The sequence below is a fragment of the Leisingera sp. ANG59 genome, from assembly GCF_013317235.1.
Classification (GTDB): Bacteria; Pseudomonadota; Alphaproteobacteria; order Rhodobacterales; family Rhodobacteraceae; genus Leisingera.
This window is the reverse complement of sequence record NZ_WLCM01000009.1, coordinates 44,595-62,412: the sequence shown is the minus strand read 5'-3', so window position 1 is coordinate 62,412 and position 17,818 is coordinate 44,595. Positions and strand designations below refer to the sequence as shown.

Annotated in this window: 19 protein-coding genes; 8 read left to right on the top strand and 11 right to left on the bottom strand. The window is 61.0% G+C overall.

Annotated features, from left to right (window positions below):
• Positions 1–212: 212 nt before the first annotated feature.
• The 3 genes from pnp (at position 213) to GKC28_RS10485 (ending at position 4,523) form a co-directional block, all read left to right on the top strand.
• The gene (pnp, locus tag GKC28_RS10495) at positions 213–2,357 is read left to right on the top strand and encodes a polyribonucleotide nucleotidyltransferase (protein ID WP_174146850.1); all 2,145 of its coding nucleotides are present in this window, start codon (positions 213–215) and stop codon (positions 2,355–2,357) included.
• A gap of 81 nt (positions 2,358–2,438) precedes the next feature.
• Entirely contained in the window at positions 2,439–3,317 is an 879-nt protein-coding gene (locus GKC28_RS10490; RefSeq protein WP_174146849.1) for a glycosyltransferase family 2 protein, read from the top strand.
• A 51-nt stretch (positions 3,318–3,368) separates the two neighbouring features.
• Positions 3,369–4,523 (top strand): rhamnan synthesis F family protein, encoded by a 1,155-nt coding sequence (locus tag GKC28_RS10485; protein ID WP_174146848.1) that lies wholly within the window; start codon positions 3,369–3,371, stop codon positions 4,521–4,523.
• A gap of 69 nt (positions 4,524–4,592) precedes the next feature.
• Here the strand turns inward: GKC28_RS10485 and GKC28_RS10480 are convergent, their stop codons facing one another.
• Positions 4,593–5,243 carry a peroxiredoxin gene (locus GKC28_RS10480; protein ID WP_174146847.1) on the bottom strand — a complete coding sequence of 217 codons (651 nt, stop codon included), beginning with the start codon at positions 5,241–5,243 and terminating at the stop codon, positions 4,593–4,595.
• Between the two features lie 267 nt (positions 5,244–5,510).
• Between GKC28_RS10480 and GKC28_RS10475 the strand changes: the two genes are divergently transcribed.
• Entirely contained in the window at positions 5,511–6,950 is a 1,440-nt protein-coding gene (locus GKC28_RS10475) for an aldehyde dehydrogenase family protein (protein WP_174146846.1), read from the top strand.
• 269 nt (positions 6,951–7,219) lie between these two features.
• Positions 7,220–7,630 (top strand): FdtA/QdtA family cupin domain-containing protein, encoded by a 411-nt coding sequence (locus GKC28_RS10470; protein ID WP_174146845.1) that lies wholly within the window; start codon positions 7,220–7,222, stop codon positions 7,628–7,630.
• Between the two features lie 7 nt (positions 7,631–7,637).
• Here GKC28_RS10470 and GKC28_RS10465 read toward each other — a convergent pair whose 3' ends face one another.
• The 7 genes from GKC28_RS10465 to GKC28_RS10435 form a co-directional block, all read right to left on the bottom strand.
• On the bottom strand, positions 7,638–8,591 hold the full coding sequence (locus GKC28_RS10465) for a glycosyltransferase family A protein (protein WP_174146844.1): 954 nt from the start codon (positions 8,589–8,591) through the stop codon (positions 7,638–7,640).
• 29 nt (positions 8,592–8,620) lie between these two features.
• Entirely contained in the window at positions 8,621–9,718 is a 1,098-nt protein-coding gene (locus GKC28_RS10460; RefSeq protein ID WP_174146843.1) for a DegT/DnrJ/EryC1/StrS aminotransferase family protein, read from the bottom strand.
• A 32-nt stretch (positions 9,719–9,750) separates the two neighbouring features.
• Positions 9,751–10,698, bottom strand: coding sequence for a GNAT family N-acetyltransferase (locus GKC28_RS10455; protein ID WP_174146842.1), 948 nt, complete (start codon positions 10,696–10,698; stop codon positions 9,751–9,753).
• Complete coding sequence (locus tag GKC28_RS10450) at positions 10,695–11,624, bottom strand: hypothetical protein (protein ID WP_174146841.1); 930 nt, start codon at positions 11,622–11,624, stop codon at positions 10,695–10,697. Before GKC28_RS10450 ends, GKC28_RS10455 begins: the two co-directional genes overlap by 4 nt.
• Positions 11,621–12,286 (bottom strand): acetyltransferase, encoded by a 666-nt coding sequence (locus GKC28_RS10445; RefSeq protein ID WP_254604202.1) that lies wholly within the window; start codon positions 12,284–12,286, stop codon positions 11,621–11,623. Before GKC28_RS10445 ends, GKC28_RS10450 begins: the two co-directional genes overlap by 4 nt.
• 146 nt (positions 12,287–12,432) lie before the next feature.
• The gene (locus tag GKC28_RS10440; protein WP_174146839.1) at positions 12,433–12,726 is read right to left on the bottom strand and encodes an AzlD domain-containing protein; all 294 of its coding nucleotides are present in this window, start codon (positions 12,724–12,726) and stop codon (positions 12,433–12,435) included.
• A complete protein-coding gene (locus GKC28_RS10435; protein ID WP_174146838.1) occupies positions 12,719–13,432 on the bottom strand; it encodes an AzlC family ABC transporter permease in 714 nt (237 codons plus the stop codon). Before GKC28_RS10435 ends, GKC28_RS10440 begins: the two co-directional genes overlap by 8 nt.
• A 105-nt stretch (positions 13,433–13,537) precedes the next feature.
• Between GKC28_RS10435 and GKC28_RS10430 the strand changes: the two genes are divergently transcribed.
• On the top strand, positions 13,538–14,092 hold the full coding sequence (locus GKC28_RS10430) for a helix-turn-helix domain-containing protein (RefSeq protein WP_254604201.1): 555 nt from the start codon (positions 13,538–13,540) through the stop codon (positions 14,090–14,092).
• A gap of 9 nt (positions 14,093–14,101) precedes the next feature.
• Here the strand turns inward: GKC28_RS10430 and GKC28_RS10425 are convergent, their stop codons facing one another.
• Entirely contained in the window at positions 14,102–14,755 is a 654-nt protein-coding gene (locus GKC28_RS10425; protein ID WP_174146837.1) for an RluA family pseudouridine synthase, read from the bottom strand.
• Positions 14,756–14,892: 137 nt separating this feature from the next.
• On the opposite strand from GKC28_RS10425, the gene truB reads away from it, so the two are divergent.
• On the top strand, positions 14,893–15,819 hold the full coding sequence (truB, locus tag GKC28_RS10420; protein WP_174146836.1) for a tRNA pseudouridine(55) synthase TruB: 927 nt from the start codon (positions 14,893–14,895) through the stop codon (positions 15,817–15,819).
• Positions 15,820–15,867: 48 nt separating this feature from the next.
• Here truB and GKC28_RS10415 read toward each other — a convergent pair whose 3' ends face one another.
• Both GKC28_RS10415 and GKC28_RS26715 read right to left on the bottom strand, forming a co-directional pair.
• Positions 15,868–16,551 carry a hypothetical protein gene (locus GKC28_RS10415; RefSeq protein WP_368041110.1) on the bottom strand — a complete coding sequence of 228 codons (684 nt, stop codon included), beginning with the start codon at positions 16,549–16,551 and terminating at the stop codon, positions 15,868–15,870.
• Positions 16,552–16,575: 24 nt separating this feature from the next.
• A complete protein-coding gene (locus GKC28_RS26715; RefSeq protein ID WP_174146835.1) occupies positions 16,576–17,157 on the bottom strand; it encodes a hypothetical protein in 582 nt (193 codons plus the stop codon).
• A gap of 125 nt (positions 17,158–17,282) precedes the next feature.
• Between GKC28_RS26715 and GKC28_RS10405 the strand changes: the two genes are divergently transcribed.
• Entirely contained in the window at positions 17,283–17,804 is a 522-nt protein-coding gene (locus tag GKC28_RS10405; protein ID WP_174146834.1) for a DUF1643 domain-containing protein, read from the top strand.
• Positions 17,805–17,818: the final 14 nt, after the last annotated feature.

The following is a 17,818-nucleotide window of genomic DNA, read 5'->3' as shown; positions in this document are numbered from 1 at the left end:
AGCCTTGTACAGCGTGCTGCCGCCCACGGCGGCTGCACACTGCCGCTTTCCCTTTCATTTTGCCTGAAACTCCTGTATGGGCGGGCCTGTCTGAGACGATGTGCCAAGGCCCCGGCACGCGAAAGAAAGATAGATGGGGCCGGCGGCAATGGGGCCGCCACGCAAACGGGAGACCCGGAGGGCCGGGAGTGCTCCCAATTAGGATACGCTAGATGTTTAACGTTTCGAAAAAATCGATGCAGTGGGGCGAAGAGACGCTCACGCTGGAAACCGGCAAGGTTGCCCGCCAGGCTGATGGCTCCGTAATTGCCACCCTGGGCGAAACATCGGTCATGGCCAACGTGACCTTTGCCCGTCAGCAGAAGCCCGGCCAGGACTTCTTCCCGCTGACCGTGCACTATCAGGAAAAATACTATGCTGCGGGCAAGGTGCCCGGCGGCTTCTTCAAGCGCGAAGCGCGCCCGACCGAAAAAGAAACCCTCACCGCGCGTCTGATCGACCGTCCGATCCGCCCGCTGTTCGTCCCCGGCTTCAAGAACGAAGTGCTGGTGATGTGCACCGTGCTGAGCCACGACCTGGTCAACGATCCGGACATCGTCGCAATGATCGCGGCTTCCGCGGCCCTGACCATCTCCGGCGCGCCCTTCATGGGCCCGATTGCCGGCGCCCGCGTCGGTTATGTCGATGGCGAATACGTGCTGAATCCGACCGTCGACGACATGCAGGACCTGCGTCTCAACCCTGAGCAGCGCCTGGACCTGGTTGTGGCCGGCACCAAGAACGCCGTGATGATGGTGGAATCGGAAGCCTACGAGCTGTCCGAAGCCGAGATGCTGGGCGCGGTAAACTTCGCGCATGAGCAGATCCAGCCGGTGATCGACCTGATCATTTCGCTGGCCGAAGAAGCCGCAAAAGAACCGTTCGACTTCCAGGCGCCGGATTACTCCGAGCTGTACGCGGCCGTGAAGGCTGCCGGTGAAGAGCAGATGCGCGCCGCCTTTGCGATCACCGACAAGCAGGAGCGCACCGCTGCTGTTGCCGCTGCCCGTGAAGCGATCAAGGAAGCGCTGAGCGAGGAACAGCTGGAAGACGCCAACCTCGGCTCTGCCATGAAGAAGCTGGAAGCCGGCATCCTGCGCGGCGACGTGGTGAAAGGCGGCAAGCGTATCGACGGCCGCGACACCACCACCGTGCGCCCGATTGTGGCTGAAACCGGCCTGCTGCCGCGCACCCACGGTTCCGCTCTGTTCACCCGCGGCGAGACCCAGGGCCTGGTCGTGACCACGCTGGGCACCGGCGACGACGAGCAGTTCATCGATGCGCTGCATGGCAACTTCAAGTCCAACTTCCTGCTGCACTACAACTTCCCGCCGTACTCGGTTGGCGAAGTGGGCCGTGTCGGCTCCCCGGGCCGCCGCGAAATCGGCCACGGCAAGCTGGCCTGGCGGGCGCTGCAGGCGGTACTGCCTGCTCCGACCGACTTCCCCTACACCATCCGTCTTGTTTCCGAGATCACGGAATCGAACGGCTCTTCTTCGATGGCATCCGTCTGCGGCGGCTCGCTGTCGATGATGGACGCGGGCGTGCCGCTGAAAGCACCGGTTGCCGGTGTGGCGATGGGCCTGATCCTCGAGGACGACGGCTCCTACGCGGTCCTGACCGACATCCTGGGTGACGAAGACCACCTGGGCGACATGGACTTCAAGGTGGCGGGTACCGAAAACGGCATCACCTCGCTGCAGATGGACATCAAGGTTGCCGGCATCACCCCGGAAATCATGGAGAAAGCCCTGGCCCAGGCCAAGGACGGCCGTCTGCACATCCTGAACGAGATGGGCAAGGCCCTGTCCGAGACCAACGAGTTCTCGGTCCACGCCCCGCGCATCGAGACCATGCAGATCCCGACCGACAAGATCCGCGAAGTGATCGGCTCCGGCGGCAAGGTGATCCGCGAGATCGTCGAGGTGTCCGGCGCCAAGGTCGACATCAACGACGACGGCGTGATCAAGATCGCCAGCCCCAACGGCGACGCCATCCAGAAGGCCTACGACATGATCTATTCGATCGTGGCAGAGCCGGAAGAAGGCCAGATCTACACCGGAAAGGTTGTTAAGATCGTCGACTTCGGCGCCTTCGTGAACTTCTTCGGCAAGCGTGACGGCCTGGTGCACGTCTCCCAGATCGAAAACCGCCGCCTGAACCATCCGTCGGACGTTCTGAAGGAAGGCCAGGAAGTGAAGGTTAAGCTGCTCGGCTTCGACGACCGCGGCAAGGTCCGCCTGTCGATGAAGATCGTTGATCAGGAAACCGGCGAGGAAATCCAGCCGGAGAAGAAAGAAAAGGCAGAGCAGGACTAATCCCCTCTTCTGACCTGACATAAACAGCCCGGGGCGCGCATAAGCCGTGCCCCGGGCTATTCAATTTCTGCCGGGACGCTTATGGATCAGCCTTTGAATTCCCGTATTTCCATCGTCACGGTCACCTATAATTCCTCGGTGATTGTTGAAAACCTGCTGCGCTCCATCCCGTCCGGGGTTTCCGTCATCCTGGTCGACAACTCGTCACGCGATGCTGATGCAACCCGGACCCTGGCCGCGGAACATGGGGCCTGCTTCATTGCCAACTCTGAAAATGCGGGTTTCGGCCGCGCGTGCAATCAGGGCGCGCAGCAAGCCGATACCGAGTTCCTGTTCTTTGTGAACCCGGATGCCGAGCTTTTTCCGGACACGCTGGAGCAGCTGCTGGCCGCCGCAGATGCCCATCCGGAGGCATCAGCCTTTAACACCCGGATCGTCAAAGGCGACGAGTCGCTGTTCTTCAAGCGCCGCAGCAAGCTGATTCCGAAATCGCTCTGGCTGGGCCGCGACGCTGCACAACAGGATGGCGAGGTGCCCGTTCTGTCCGGGGGCGCGCTGCTGGTGCGCAGATCCGCCTTCGAACAGGTGGGCGGGTTTGATCCCAAGATTTTCCTGTTCCACGAGGACGACGACCTCAGCCTGCGCCTGAAAGCAGAGTGTGGCCCGCTGCGGTATGTCTATGACGCGCAGGTCCGCCACCTCCTGGGTCATTCTACCGAGCGTTCCGCCAAGACTGCGGCGTTGAAAGCCTGGTACATGGGTCAGTCGCGGGTCTATGCCGCGCGCAAGCATGGCCAGCCTTTTGGATTTTCCCGGGCGCTGGCAGAGGCTGTGTTGCAGCTGATCTCGCCGCTCAACCTCCTTTCGGCACGCAAACGGGCCAAGGCCTGGTATTACTTCCGTGCCATCCTCAGCAGCCGCGGAAAACAGAGCGCCGACAGGCAGCCGCCCTGGGTTTAAGACCTGGCCCGGTAGCGCCAGATTTTTGAAGAGATAAAGAGGCCAGAGAAGATGAAACTGCCCCCGCTTTGGAAGATCACCAGAGAGCTGAAGCGCCCGCTGGCGCAGCTGAAGCTCTTGCCCAGCCGGATCGGCACCTATGTCTTCGGAAATAAGTACTACGACTGGTTCCTGGCGAAAAACTCCCGCTGCACCGAGGGCAGGGCGTTGCCCAGCCCGCGGATTGCCGTCTATCTGATCTTTCCCAGCCAGGGTGTTCTGGCTTCGCACATTGAAGCCCTGCAGTACCTCATCTCCCGCGGTTATGCGCCCTTGGTAGTGTCCAACCTGCCGCTGCCGGAAGCAGACCGGGCCCGGGTTCTGGATCTCTGCTGGCTGTGCCTGGAACGGGCCAACTACGGTTATGACTTTGGCGGCTACCGCGACGGCATCCTGCTGGCCAGGGACAAGGCTGCGCAGATCGACTGCTTGGTGCTGCTCAACGATTCCTCCTGGTTCCCGCTGCCGGGGGCGCAGGACTGGCTCGCCGAAGCAGAAAGGACCGGGCTGGATTTTACCGGGGCGGTGTCAAACTATGGCCACGCCCGGGTCGATCCCGAGGACTTCCGGAGCATCCGGTGGAGCTACACCACCTCGCACCGGAACTTCCATTATTGTTCCTTTGCGCTGATGATGTCGGGCCGGCTGATGGCAGACCCGAAGTTTATCAAGTTCTGGGAACGGTTTCCGCTGACCAGCGACAAGAAGGTGACGGTGCGCCGCGGCGAGATCGGCCTCAGCCAATGGATCACCTCCAGCGGCTACTCCCATGGGATGACGAGCGACCCAAGCGATCTGGATCAACGGCTGGCAGAACTTTCGCACGAGGACATCAAGGCCGCCGTGCGGGGAGCGGTTTTTCTGGACCGCCCGCGTCTTGATGCGCTGCGGGAGCGGCTGCTGGCGGATGATGCATCCGCCGAGGACCTGACGGCTTTTCTGCTGACAGCAGTAGCGATTCAAGGCGCGAGCTACGTGCAGCCGGACCTGATGCGGCGGCTGTATGGCGCGGCTTTCCTGAAGAAGTCGCCATGCTGGCTGGACGAGAAAGGCTCGGAAACAACGATCCGGTTCGCCAGGACCCTGAGCGGTGATTTCGGTGCTGTCATTGCCAGGGAGGCCGAGATCCTTCGGCGGGAAAAGGCACCGGGGTTCCCGGCAATCTGACTCCCGGTCCCCGATCCGGAGTGCGGCGGCTGCGCAGGTTTGCCTGCACAGCCCTATTGATTTGCGGCGTTATTCCGGCGCCTTCACCTTGCGCAGGTAGGGGAAGATGGTCTCGAACTCGCCGAATTTCGCCTTGGCCTCTTCATTCGAAACGGTGGGCGGGATGATCACATCCTCGCCGGGCACCCAGTTCGCCGGGGTGGCAACACCCTTGGCAGTCATCTGCAGCCCGTCCAGCGCCCGCAGGATCTCGGCAAAGTTGCGGCCCACGGTCATCGGATAGGTCATCGAGAGCTTCAGCTGCTTGTCCGGGCCGATGATGAAGACAGAACGCACCGTGGCGCTGTCGGCAGGCGTGCGGCCATCGGGCAGGTAGGCCTCAGCCGGCAGCATGTCGAACGCTTTGGACACTGCCAGACCATCGTCTGCAATGATCGGGAAGCCCGGTGCGGCCTTGCCGTATTCCTCGATGTCCTTCTTCCACTTCTTGTGGTCCTCGACACCATCGACCGAAACGCCGATCACCTTGGTGTTGCGCTTGGTCCATTCGTCGCCCAGCTGCGCAACAACCGAGAATTCTGTGGTGCAGACCGGGGTGAAATCCTTGGGGTGGGAGAACAGAATCGCCCAGCTGTCGCCGATCCAGTCATGGAAAGTAATGGTGCCCTGATCCGTTTCCGCGGTAAAATCGGGGACCGTGTCGTTAATGCGCAAACCCATGGTGGCGTCTCCTTGTCAGTTAAGTATTGAGTCGTCTTGGCTGATACCTAAGTACTCTAACGCAACGATAAAGCCGCCGTACAAGGAAACCGCAAAATATCACCTGTTCGCGGCGCTGGCGGCTGCCGAAGCTGAGGATTGACAGGGTGTGCGATAATTTGATCAAATTATGCGCAAATCCCCTTGCCCACTCCAAAGCGCAGTGACAGAGTGGCCGCCAAACCGGCAAGCCGGGACCAGAAACACCTCTGAATTGGGAGTTCCCAGATGATCGAGAAACGCGAATTTTACATCAACGGCCAGTGGGTCGCCCCTTCTGCCGCTAACGATTTCGAGGTGATTAACCCCTCGACAGAAGAACCCTGCGCAGTGATCTCGCTGGGCTCTGAAGCCGACACCAACGCCGCCGTGGCCGCGGCCAAGGCGGCGTTACCGGGCTGGATGGCCACCCCGGTGGCGGAGCGCATCGCGTTGGTCGAGAAACTGATCGATGTCTACGAGGCCCGCGCCGAAGACCTGGCCCAAGCGATGTCGCTGGAAATGGGCGCGCCGATCGACATGTCGCGCACTTCGCAGGTGGGCGCCGGCAGCTGGCACCTTCGTAACTTCATCGCCGCGGCCAAGGAGTTTCCTTTTGACGCGCCGCTGAACGACCGCAGCCCCAACGACCGCATCATTCACGAGGCGGTGGGCGTCTGCGCCCTGATCACTCCGTGGAACTGGCCGATGAACCAGGTGACGCTCAAGGTCGGCGCTGCGGCGGTGGCCGGCTGCACCATGGTGCTGAAACCGTCCGAGCAGAGCCCGCTCAACGCGATGATCTTTGCCGAGCTGATGGATGAGGCCGGCTTCCCGGCGGGCGTCTTCAACCTGGTGAACGGCGACGGCCCGGGGGTCGGCTCGCAGCTGACTACCCATCCGGACGTGGACATGATCTCCTTCACCGGCTCCACCCGAGCGGGCATCGCGATCACCCAGGCTGCTGCGCCGACGCTGAAGAAAGTGGATCTGGAACTGGGCGGAAAAGGCGCCAATGTGATCTTTGAAGATGCCGACGAGAAGGCTGTGAAGCGCGGCGTGCTGCACATGATGCAGAACACCGGCCAGAGCTGCAACGCTCCCAGCCGGATGCTGGTGCAGAACAGCATCTATGACCGGGTTGTTGCCGAGGCCGCGGAAGTGGCCGCCAAGGTCGAGGTCGGCCCGGCTGATCAGCCAGGCCGCCACATCGGCCCGGTGGTCAATGAGATGCAGTGGAACAAGATCCAGGATCTGATCCAGAAGGGCATCGACGAAGGCGCCCGGCTGGTGGCCGGCGGCACCGGCCGTCCGGATGGTCTGAACAAGGGTTATTATGTGAAGCCCACCGTCTTTGCCGATGTGAACAATCAGATGACCATCGCACGCGAGGAAATCTTTGGCCCGGTGCTGTCGATCATCCCGTTCGAGAGCGAGGAAGAAGCGGTCGAGATTGCCAACGACACGCCTTATGGCCTCACCAACTATGTGCAGACCCAGGACGGGGCCCGCGCAAACCGCATGGCCCGCGCCCTGCGCTCCGGCATGGTGGAGATGAACGGCAAATCCCGCTCGGCCGGCTCGCCCTTTGGCGGCATGAAGCAGTCCGGCAAAGGCCGCGAAGGCGGCAAATGGGGCATCGAGGACTTCCTGGAAGTGAAGGCCGTCGGTGGCTGGGCGGCCGAATAACCTGAACCTGTCCTGCAGATTGTTAGCCGCCCGAAAGGGCGGCTTTTTTGTGGTGTTCGGGTAAGTCAGTGAATGCCCTCCGCGTTGCCGCCCTGTACGGAAGCGTGCATGCCGCGGGCCTTCACACTGTTGCATGGTTGCGATAAGAGGTTCAGGCCTCTTGGAGGCCCGTGCCCCGCGGGTTCCAGCGGTCAAGTGAAACGTAAAGCATCCCCTGTCCGGTTTCTCAGAGAGGCTGCTTTAGGACCAAAAAGCTGAGTGATGATCCCGTGCCACTGAAAGACTGCCAAATTATTGACCTGCCAAAAATTACAGATGTGCGGGGCAACCTGACTTTTGTCGAAGGAAACAATCATGTCCCGTTTGATATCAAGCGGGTCTACTATCTGTATGACGTTCCGGGGGGCTCCGATCGGGGAGAGCATGCCCACAAGGAACTGCACCAGTTTGTAATTTGCATGTCGGGCAGTTTTGACTTGGTGCTCGACGATGGTTTTGAGGCAAAGCGCTTCCATCTGAACCGCTCCTACTACGGCGTTTATGTGTGCCCGATGATGTGGCGCTATCTGGACAATTTTTCGTCCGGGTCCGTTTGCATGGTGATGGCCTCGGACACCTACAAGGAAAGCGATTACATTCGCGACCGCGGAGAGTTCCTGCAGGCTGTAGGCGCAGCCTGAAACTGCGTTACAGCCCGATCAGCCTTCTGACGGCTGCCTTGGCCCGACGCCGCTTGTATTTCCATGTTTTGCGGTGGTCAGAAATGATGCCATCAAGCAGCGGGCTGTAATTCTGCGCGGTCTGGATCACTTGATAATTGCCGGTTTTCAGTGATTGCCCGACAAAATGGTAGATCCATTTGCGCGCAAGATCAGGTAGAGGCCGGTCCGGGAAATAACGGGCATGCCAGTCCGTCACGGTCTTGATCTGATTCCAGGTATTCAGATGAATATTCGAGCTGTGCTTGCGGTATGCCATACCGGGTTCGTGAACCAGGCTGAACTTTAGCTCTGGATGGGCAACCATGTACTTTAGCATTTTGGTCCGCAGAATGAGATCGTCCCCAGAAATATCGGGGTCCATACCGCCCACGGCGCGGACCATTTTGGTCTGAACAACTGCGCCTTGCATATAGATCGTGCCCAGCTGCTCGTATTCGATTTCCAACAGCTCACTGGCAGACGCGAAGCTTTTGCTGAACAGCGGTGACGCGAAATGCTCGGTGACTGTGCGGCCCGCTCCATCAATTTCCTTGTTGCAGGTATTGGCAACAAGCACTGTGCCGGGAGCCTCCTGAATGATTTTCATTTTGCCCGATATGCAGCCGGGAAGCAGAATGTCATCCAGCGAAAATAGTGAAAGATAGCTGCCGGTCGCCGCTTGGATGGCGCGGTTGACATTCAGCGGAATGTTCCCGGTGTTTTCCTGCTCGATCAGTTTGTACGGGAATGGCGAGTTTTCCAGCGCAGCCTTGAGCTCTGCCACGTTGCCATCAGTTGATCCGTCATCAATGATAACTATTTCAATGTACGGGTAGTCCTGAGAAAAAATGGACTCTAGCGATGTCCTGCAATACCGGCTGTGATTGTACGTCGTGCAGACGATCGAGCAAACCGGCCCTTTTGTGTCGGCATGTGTCATGAGTGCTGTATGCGATTTCTTTTTGGATTTCAGGTTGCACGCCGCAGGGCGTCAATGACTTGGCTGGCTTGCTGCTCAGTCAGATGCGGGCCCATAGGCAGGCTCAGAACCTCCTTTGCCAGTTGTTCGGCAACAGGAAAATCGCCTTCGGAATAGCTTAGGGCCGCATAGGCGCCCTGCAGGTGCGGCGGCAGCGGGTAGTGAATCAGGCTCTGTACACCCTTAGCGGTCAAACGGGTGGCCAAAGCATCGCGCTCCTTGCTGCGCACCACGAACAGGTGCCAGACCGGGTCCGCCCATTGCGGCACCTCCGGCAGCACAAGATCCAGCCCTTGCAGCCCTTCCAGATACCGGCGGGCAATAGTGCGGCGGCGCTCGTTCCAACCTGCCAGGTGACGAAGCTTGACACGCAGCACCGCTGCCTGAACCGGGTCCAGACGGCTGTTCGTGCCTGCAACTTCGTGCATGTACTTCTTTTCCGACCCGTAGTTGGACAGGAGGCGCACCCGTTTCGCCAGATCGGGGTTCCTGGTGGTAACCGCGCCGCCATCCCCAAGAGCGCCAAGGTTCTTGCCCGGGTAGAAACTCCAGCAGGTCAGATCGCCGAAACCTCCGATCACCTCGCTGCGGTATCCTGCGCCATGTGCTTGGGCAGCGTCTTCGATAATGAAGATACCGTTTTCACGGGCCAGCTGCAGCAGCGGGTTCAGATCTGCGGGCTGCCCATACAGGTGGACTGGAATAATCGCCCGCGTTTTGCTGGTCATGACCTTCATGCAACTTTCGGCCGAGATCGTGTGGAGTGCAATTTCCGGTTCGACCGGCACAATTGTTGCACCAACCTGTGAGACCGCAAGCCAGGTGGCGATGTAGGTATTGCTGGGGACAATGACTTCGTCGCCGGCTCCAATGCCCAAGGCGCGCAGCGAAAGAACAAGCGCGTCCAGTCCATTGCCGACACCAATGGCATGGGTAACATTGCAGAACTTGGCGAAGTCGTCTTCAAAGGCTTCAACTTCCGGCCCCTGGATATACCAGCCGCTGTCCATGACTCTGGCGACGGCTTTGTCGATCTCCGGCTTCAGCTCGCGGTACGCCGCACCCACGTCCAGAAATGGAATGGTCATTGGCTGCTCCTAAAATTTCTGTTGCGGACGGCTCATTCCACGTCCCATTCATATTGTTCAAAGACCACGCTGCGGGCACCGAACATTTCTTTCTGCCGGGACAGGCCGCTGTTCAGCTCCCTGCCGTCGCCGGTGGTGGAAATTCCGAAGCTGAACCAGCGGTGTCCGCCATAACCGGACTGCGCAAGATGCCCGATGATCAGGTCCAGCGCGCCATTCTGCCTCCCGTCATCTGTTGCCGCCATGTACTGCGCGTGCAGAACCGGCCCGCAAGAAAAGGTAACTATCCCGCCCTGAAGACCCTCGGAATCGCCCGCGGTCCAAAGCTGGATGTTTTCAGGAAACCGGTCTTTCAGAAGCTTGAGTTCCTCCAGACTGTGCGTAGGCCGGGCCTGATGCGCATCGTGCAGGCGTGCTGTCAGAATGTCCCAGAACCCTGCAATGTCGTCGCTCTGGGATACCTGCAGCCCGAACTTTCCGGCGCGGGTTATGCCTTGACGCTTCGACTTGGAGAAAGACGGAGCGTGACCGACCGCAATGGCTGAAGCCAAATCGCTGCGCACCAGCCGGGCACCCGCTTGAAACAGCGCATACAGGTCTTCTTCGGCCGGATAGCGGTGAAAGATGTGCGGAACCGGCTTATAGCGCAGCCGGGCTATCCCATCGCCGCGCAGGAACTCCCCAAGCGCAGAAACGGTTTCGCACATCGCGCTTGCGGACATGGATTGTCCCGTGATCAGGCCGCCATAAGTCAGGCCCCCGTGCGACTGCAGTTCTGTTCCCTTCAGATTCGCGGGCAGCAACGCTGCAATTTTGCCGCCAGCCTCCACAATCAGCGAACGGTCCTGAAAACGGTCAGAATGATACTCCATGAACCGGCGGTCATGCAGGAAAGTTCCGTTCTTGGACGTGGCAACAAATGCATTCCATGCTGCTGCGTCTTCCGGAGCATAGTGCCGGACTGTCAACGTCACGCTCATGGGGCCTGCCATCGTGCCAGTCCAAGTCCTGTCCTGCCCATGTCATTGCCATTGTATAAGAGGAACCGGTTTCCGTCCGCAGTTTCGATATGCGCCGGGTAGCAAGTCATTTCGCTGTCCCATTCGCCTGCTTGGCCGCGGGGCAATTCGCAGTCGGTTGTCCGCGTGAAATTCACACCGTCCGGGGACGTGAAGCGGAAGCTCTCGTATTGCTTAGACAGGGTGTCCGAGGTGGCCCGCAGCTCCCAGCTGCCATCAGGCAACTGGTTGGCGCGGGGCCGCCCGATCCTGTATTCCGAGGCGTTGGGCGCAATGATCGGCAAGGCTTCCGCGTTATCGAACCGCAACCCGTCGGGGCTTGTCAGAGTCCAGCAATCGTACTGCGGGAACTTGCGCCCATCAATTTCCTGCCAGCCGCGGCCGCGTGAGATCCACGCGCGGTAAGAACCGTCCGGGAGCCTGGCAATCGAATGTAATGCGCCGATGAATGTGCCTTCCGGGCAGCGGTCAATCACCGGTGTCGGCTGTAGGCGTTCAAAACTGTCGCCGCGGTCGCGGCTGACCGCGACACCGGTAAAGGCAAGGAACTTGGCCTTTTCAACCAGCTGGAAGCCCACATAATACAAGCGCAGCTCATCCTTGGAAACTTCCAGCACGTCGCCAAGGATGACTCCGTTGTCGTCAAACATCCCTGGTGCACCGAGGTCCAGCACTGGTGCGGCTGAGACTTCCAAAACCTTCTTTGGATCACGGGCGTCGACGTCAATCCAGCCGATCCGGCTGATCCCGCTGCCGTCACGCATGCCGCCGAATACTCTGATGGTCCCGGTGTCCCGCTGCCAGGGGCATGGGGTCATGAACGAGTTCTGTGCCCAGTCCTGTTCGCCGTTCGGGCAAAAGATCGGGCCTTCCTTTTTCCAGGTCATTCTTGTGGCTTTACCTTGAAATAACGGTAGGCGCTGACGCGCGAGGCTTCGGCAGGGTGCCCGTTCAAGATCTGTCCAGGTTGCTCGAAGGATTTGTTCACAACAGCTGCCATGCCGACAAAGCTGTCGGCGCCGACTGTCACATTGTCTGCGAAACAGGCATTCACGCCGACAAAGCTGCGTGCGCCGATGTTGCAATAGCCGGAGACAACCACATGCGATGACAGGAAGCAAAAATCATTGATCACCGTCTGGTGGCCGACATGGTTTCCGGCCCACAAAACGCAGCCATCACCGATCCGGACGCCGTGCTGAACCACATTGTTTTCGAATATAAAGACATTTTCACCCAGCGCGGCCGTCCGCCAGACCATCGCCTTGGGGCTGACGAAGTTTGCAAGCGCGTAGCCCTTATTCTTTGTCACGCCGATCAAGCGTTCGCGCACCCGGTTCAGTTGGGTCGAAGTGATCGCAACATGGGCTTCGGTTTCGGCCGGGTCGAAATGCTGCTCTGCCTCTTCCAGTGCTACAACCGGCAGGCCGAACTTTTCGTTGGCTTTCAGGTAGGTTTTTTCAACAGCGAAACCGGCGACCTCATAAGGGCTGTCAACCGTGAAATATTCATATGCGATATCGGCAAATTCGCCGTCACCGACGATCAATAGGTTTTTCGCCATCAGGCAGCCTCATTTCTTCTGGGCAAGATGCAAACTATCCAAGTCAGTCAGCCGCTCTTATAGCCACCGTGGGATAAAGAAGCGAGCAGTAAACCGGAACTGGCTCCTTCCTGCCGATGCCGCTGGACGCTTCAAAATCCTGCCCTGAGCAAGCAGATCGCGGCTATGCCGGCTATCATTGTCAAAGGCAGGCTGCGGGTGAGCAGCGCCACTAACAATGCGGCTGAGCCTGCGATCCATTCCTGCGGTCCGCCCTGCATCATCAGATAGGTCACCAGCGACAGGATCAGGCAGCCCGGCAGTGCCTGCAGCCCGCGCGCCCAGTGGCCATGGTCCGGCAGCCGCCGGCCCAGCAGATAGCCCGAAAGGCGCACCGCAAACGTGGCGGCGGCAAGGCCGAGGATCAGGGTCCAGGTCTCAGTCACTGCCCAGCACTCCGGCAATGGCAGCACCGGCCGCGCCGCCCAGGATCAGCGTCCAAGTGGGATCCAGCGGCGTCAGCAGGCCCGCTAGGAGCACGGTGGCGATGGACCCGCCCCACGGCAGAAGCATGGCCCTGCCGCTCCACAGGCAACGTAGGATGGCGATAAAGGCAGCGGTGAAGGCAAAATCCATGCCCAGGGCCTTGGGCTCCGGCACTGCCGTGGCGAAGCTGGCCCCCGCCACAGTGGCCAGCACCCAGACCGCGACCAGCCCCAATCCGCCGCCCACCAGATACCAGTAGCCCGCGCGATGGCCGCGGGCGCGCATGGCGTGCATCAGCGCCCAGTTCTCATCCGTGGCCAGATGCACCCCCAGCAGCACCTGCCACCAGGGCCGTCCGGAAAGCTCATCCCGCAGCGAGGCGGTGATCAGCAAGAGCCGCAGGTTCAGCGCAAGGCCCGCCAGCAGGGCGGCGCCTGCTCCTGCACCCGTCACCAGCCGCTCGACGGCGATGAACTGCGAGGAGCCGGCAAAGATGATGGTGCCCATCACTCCGGTCTGCAGCCCGTCCATCTGCGCCTGCGCGGCAAGCAGGCCAAAGGCAAGTCCGTAGACTGCGACGCCCACCGCCAGCGGCAGGATGCCCCGCAACCCGTCCATCAGCTGGCTGCGGGCGCCGGGGAAGGCGGTCATCTGCTGAACGGCCATTGCTAGGCTCCTCTGGTAACAGGTGCGATATTCATCTATATCGAACGTTAGTCTTTCATACCGAACGAACGGGATGTTCGTCAAGTCGAACGATTGGGTGAAATATTGAACAATTCCGCGCCTCACCAGATGATTGCCGCCGCCATCCAGCGCGAGCGCAGCCGCGCCGGGATGTCGCTCTCTGCCCTCGCGGCCAAAGCGGGAATTGCCAAGTCAACCCTGTCCCAGCTGGAGGCAGGCAATGGAAACCCCAGTGTAGAGACGCTTTGGGCCTTGGCGGCGGCGTTGGATATCCCGCTGAGCCTGCTGTTTGAAACCGAGGCGCCGGCCACCAGGCTGATCCGCGCAGGCGAGGGCGAGGTGCTGGCGTCGGAGCAGTCCGATTTCGCCGCCGTCCTGCTGTCGCGCAGCCCGCCAAACGTGCGCCGGGATATCTACCGGGTGGTGATGCAGCCCGGAGAGATCCGCCGCGCCCAGCCGCATCCGCGCGGCACGATGGAGCATATGCTGATCTGTTCCGGCCAGATGCGCGCCGGGCCGGAGGGGCAGGAAGAACAGCTGTGGCCGGGTGACTACTACACCTTTCCGGGAGATCATCCGCATACCTACGAGGCGAAGCGGGCAGACACGATGTTCCTGATGGTGATGGAGGCGCCCTGACCGGCGCCCTTAGAAATCGGGCTTCACCCGGAACTTCAGCGACTCGCCGCTGTCGGGGTGCTTGATCCGCAACTCCTCGGAATGCAGCATCAGCCGCGGGTGCTCCAATGCCGCGCCGCTTGCATAAAGCGGGTCGCCCAGGATCGGGTGGCCTAGTGACAGCATATGCACCCGCAATTGGTGCGAACGCCCTGTCTTGGGGGTCAGCCGCACCCTTGTGGCATCGTCCTCATACTTCATCACCCGCCAGTCGGTGACGGCGGGTTTGCCGGTCTCATGGCAGACCATCTGTTTCGGGCGGTTCGGCCAGTCGACGATCAGCGGCAGGTCCACGGTGCCGCTCCTCGGTTCCAGCCGGCCCGCGACACGCGCGACATATGCTTTCTTGGCGGTGCGCTTTTCAAACTGCATCGACAGGTGGCGCTGCGCATGCGGAGAGAGGCCGAATACCATCACGCCGGAGGTGTCGCGGTCGAGCCGGTGCACCAGCAGCGCCTCGGGGAATGCTGCCTGGATGCGGCTGATCAGGCAATCGGCCAAATGCTCCCCGCGCCCCGGCACCGACAACAGGCCTGCAGGCTTGTTCACGGCCAGCAGTTCGGCGTCGTGGTGCAGGATCTCCAGCGGGTCCTGCGGCGGGGTGTATTCACTTGATACGGCCATGGGCGCTTGCCTACTGCGGGATCAGGGCAAGGGCAAGCGGCGCCGCGCGGCTTTCCCGCAGGCGGCGCCTTTGTTAAATTGACACTGTCCCGGCGATCCGGTAACCGGCGCGCCTCGCTGACACATGGGGACGATGCATGGCACGCAAACGCAAAGGGCGCGATATTTCCGGCTGGCTGGTGGTGGACAAGCCCGCGGGGCTGACCTCGACGGCGGTTGTGAACAAGGTGCGCTGGGCGCTGGAGGCCAAGAAGGCCGGCCATGCAGGCACCCTGGACCCGGAAGCAACCGGCGTTCTGGCAGTGGCGCTGGGCGAGGCGACCAAGACCGTTCCCTATATCACCGACGCCTTAAAGGCCTATACCTTCACCGTGCGGCTGGGGCAGGCGACCAACACTGATGATGCCGAGGGTGAGCTGATTGCCGAAAGCGCCGAACGCCCCACCGATGAACAGATCAAGGATGCACTGCTGCCCTTCCTGGGAGAGATCATGCAGGTGCCGCCCAAGTTCTCCGCCGTGAAGATCGACGGCCAGCGCGCCTACAAGCTCGCCCGCGATGGCCAGGATGTGGAGATCGAAGCCCGCCCGCTGTGGGTCGAGGAGCTGATCATGGTGGACCGCCCCGACGCGGACCACGTGGTGCTGGAGATGACCTGCGGCAAGGGCGGCTATGTGCGTTCCATCGCCCGCGACCTGGGCGCGGCACTGGGCTGCCATGGGCATGTCAAGGAACTGCGCCGGATTTGGTCCGGTCCCTTTGATGCGGCTGAAGACGGGATTTCGCTGGAAGAGATCGACCGCCTGGCGCGCACGCCGAAGCTGGACGCCTACCTGCGCCCGCTGGAGGAAGGGCTGGCCGATCTGCCCGAGGTCAAGTGTACGCCCGAAGGGGCGGTCCGGCTGCGCAATGGCAACCCGGGTATGGTGTTGCCCAATGATGAGGTTGAATACGGCGATGAGGCCTGGGCCTCGCTCGACGGCCAGGCGGTGGCGGTTGGCGTCTATAAATCGGGCACCCTACATCCCAGCCGGGTCTTCAGCCAGGACACAAGCGCCGGTTAACAAGGCGTAACTTTTTGGGTCAGCGCTGCGAGAGCGTTGCGGCCCTGGCTAGGCTGGTCCGGCTGTTCCGTTTTCCCCGAACACAGAATAATACTCTTGTGCGGTCAGAATGACAGCTGCCTGCCTTCCTTCCTCGGCGTTGATCGTATTTCCCGCCGTGTCCCTCCAGCGGTCTTCATCCGTAGAATAGTCGTCGTGGAAGGCAATGCTTACCCCTGACTGGTCGCCTGGCAATGCCGCTCCAGCGATTCCGTCCATGGCGATCAGGGTGCTGTCCTGGTCCGCGTCGTAGGCAACGCTCAGCCCGGCAATGGCATCTTCGAAGCTGTAACTGGGAACGGATCCGAAGCCGGCAACAACCGGGAAGTCGATTCGCAATTGATCTTCTGCCGGATCGAAATCGGTGATTTCCGCTGCCGGGGTTCCTGCCGCGTAGACGTTTGCATAGGCGTGGAAGCTGTCCGCCCCCTCTCCGCCGCTGGCCGTGGTGCCGGGGCCGGTCCACAGGTGATCATCCCCGGCGCCGCCGTCCAGGATATCGCCGTCGTCGCCAATCTGGGTCAGATCGCCCGGGTAGTGATTGTAGGAGCCGTCATAATAGACCGCGCCACTGCCGCTGAAGAGCGAATCGTCGCCTTCGCCGCCGGAGAGTGTGTCTGCCCCGCCTTCGCCAAAGATCACGTCGTCGCCTGCAGTGCCACTCAGCCTGTCGCCGCCCGATGTGCCGCGGATCGCATCCAGGGTGAACGGCGCGGTTCAGCCGGGGCCTTCAAAGCGCACCGTGCGGTCAACGTCGCCATCCCTGGTCAGAAAATCCACTTGCAGAGTTTCACCTTCACCCAGGGAAACGCCCGGCAGGGTCAGGATCGTTTGGTTGTTGAGGGTGTCGATGAAGCGCAGGCCGATGCCGTCTTCGGCCTCGATCAGCTCGACGTAACCGGAGTGATAGGGCGTCAGGGCCAGCCGGTCGGCGCCCAGTTCGAAATCCGCGATCAGCGTTTGACGGCTGCCCTCATCGTCCAGGACAAAGCGGTCTGCCCCCGCGCCGCCCCGGGCGGTATTGTCCGCACCCAGATGTAATTCATCATCGCTGCTGCCGCCGGCCAGCAGATCCAGGTCGCCGGCATTGCCCGTCAGCGTGTCGTTTCCATCCCCGCCGTCCAGCATGTCATCTGTTCCGGCGGTGCCGGACAGTTGGAGGGATTGGGGTTGCGGGTCAGGTTCAACCGGAGTGTCCGGTTCCGCCGGTCCGGCGGTTTCTTCGCCGGAATTTTCTGCTCCGTCAAAGCCAACTGCTATGGCGGAGCCTGCAAGTGCGAGGAAGATAAGAAGTTCCATAATTACCTGTTATTCAATCAATTTCCCGGCTTGCACCCAATGCGGCAGTTGCAATCCTTGCAATACGCTTATAGGTGCGTGAAATCCTCTTGGAACGCAAGCAGCAGCGATTTAGAGAGGCGCACATGATCACCCGCAGCCACACCAAGGGCGACGCGCCCTCGACCGCCGTCTATTCCGATTGCGAAACCTACCGGTACAGCCTGACCCGGACCTGGGAGCCGGCCGGGCGGCGGGTGATGTTTGTGATGCTGAACCCCTCCACCGCAACCGAGGTGCAGAACGATCCGACCATCGAGCGCTGCGAGCGCCGTGCCCGCGCCCTGGGGTTTGGCGGGTTCCGGGCCACCAACATTTTTGCTTGCCGGGTCACCGACCCGCGGGAAATGCGCAGGCTGCAGGCACCGGAAGGGCCGGACAACATGGCGGCCATTCTGGAAGGCATTGAGTGGGCCGATGTGGTGATTTGTGCCTGGGGCACACATGGCGAGCACCGTAGCCAAGGCGCGCGCGTGGAAAAGGCGCTTCGGTCGACAGGGAAGCCGCTGCATCATCTTGGCCTCAGTAAAGCCGGCCACCCCAAGCACCCCTTGTACATTCCCTACCGCCAGCAGCCGGAACTGTGGCCGGACAGCGCAGGCCACTGACCTGCATTAACCGG

Bases quoted from the DNA above. Each gene is read 5' to 3' on its own strand.
- pnp (WP_174146850.1), top strand. From the start codon at position 213: ATGTTTAACGTTTCGAAAAAATCGATGCAGTGGGGCGAAGAGACGCTC.
- GKC28_RS10490 (WP_174146849.1), top strand. From the start codon at position 2,439: ATGGATCAGCCTTTGAATTCCCGTATTTCCATCGTCACGGTCACCTAT.
- GKC28_RS10485 (WP_174146848.1), top strand. From the start codon at position 3,369: ATGAAACTGCCCCCGCTTTGGAAGATCACCAGAGAGCTGAAGCGCCCG.
- GKC28_RS10480 (WP_174146847.1), bottom strand. From the start codon at position 5,243: ATGGGTTTGCGCATTAACGACACGGTCCCCGATTTTACCGCGGAAACG.
- GKC28_RS10475 (WP_174146846.1), top strand. From the start codon at position 5,511: ATGATCGAGAAACGCGAATTTTACATCAACGGCCAGTGGGTCGCCCCT.
- GKC28_RS10465 (WP_174146844.1), bottom strand. From the start codon at position 8,591: ATGACACATGCCGACACAAAAGGGCCGGTTTGCTCGATCGTCTGCACG.
- GKC28_RS10460 (WP_174146843.1), bottom strand. From the start codon at position 9,718: ATGACCATTCCATTTCTGGACGTGGGTGCGGCGTACCGCGAGCTGAAG.
- GKC28_RS10455 (WP_174146842.1), bottom strand. From the start codon at position 10,698: ATGAGCGTGACGTTGACAGTCCGGCACTATGCTCCGGAAGACGCAGCA.
- GKC28_RS10450 (WP_174146841.1), bottom strand. From the start codon at position 11,624: ATGACCTGGAAAAAGGAAGGCCCGATCTTTTGCCCGAACGGCGAACAG.
- GKC28_RS10435 (WP_174146838.1), bottom strand. From the start codon at position 13,432: ATGGCCGTTCAGCAGATGACCGCCTTCCCCGGCGCCCGCAGCCAGCTG.
- GKC28_RS10425 (WP_174146837.1), bottom strand. From the start codon at position 14,755: ATGGCCGTATCAAGTGAATACACCCCGCCGCAGGACCCGCTGGAGATC.
- truB (WP_174146836.1), top strand. From the start codon at position 14,893: ATGGCACGCAAACGCAAAGGGCGCGATATTTCCGGCTGGCTGGTGGTG.
- GKC28_RS26715 (WP_174146835.1), bottom strand. From the start codon at position 17,157: ATGGAACTTCTTATCTTCCTCGCACTTGCAGGCTCCGCCATAGCAGTT.
- GKC28_RS10405 (WP_174146834.1), top strand. From the start codon at position 17,283: ATGATCACCCGCAGCCACACCAAGGGCGACGCGCCCTCGACCGCCGTC.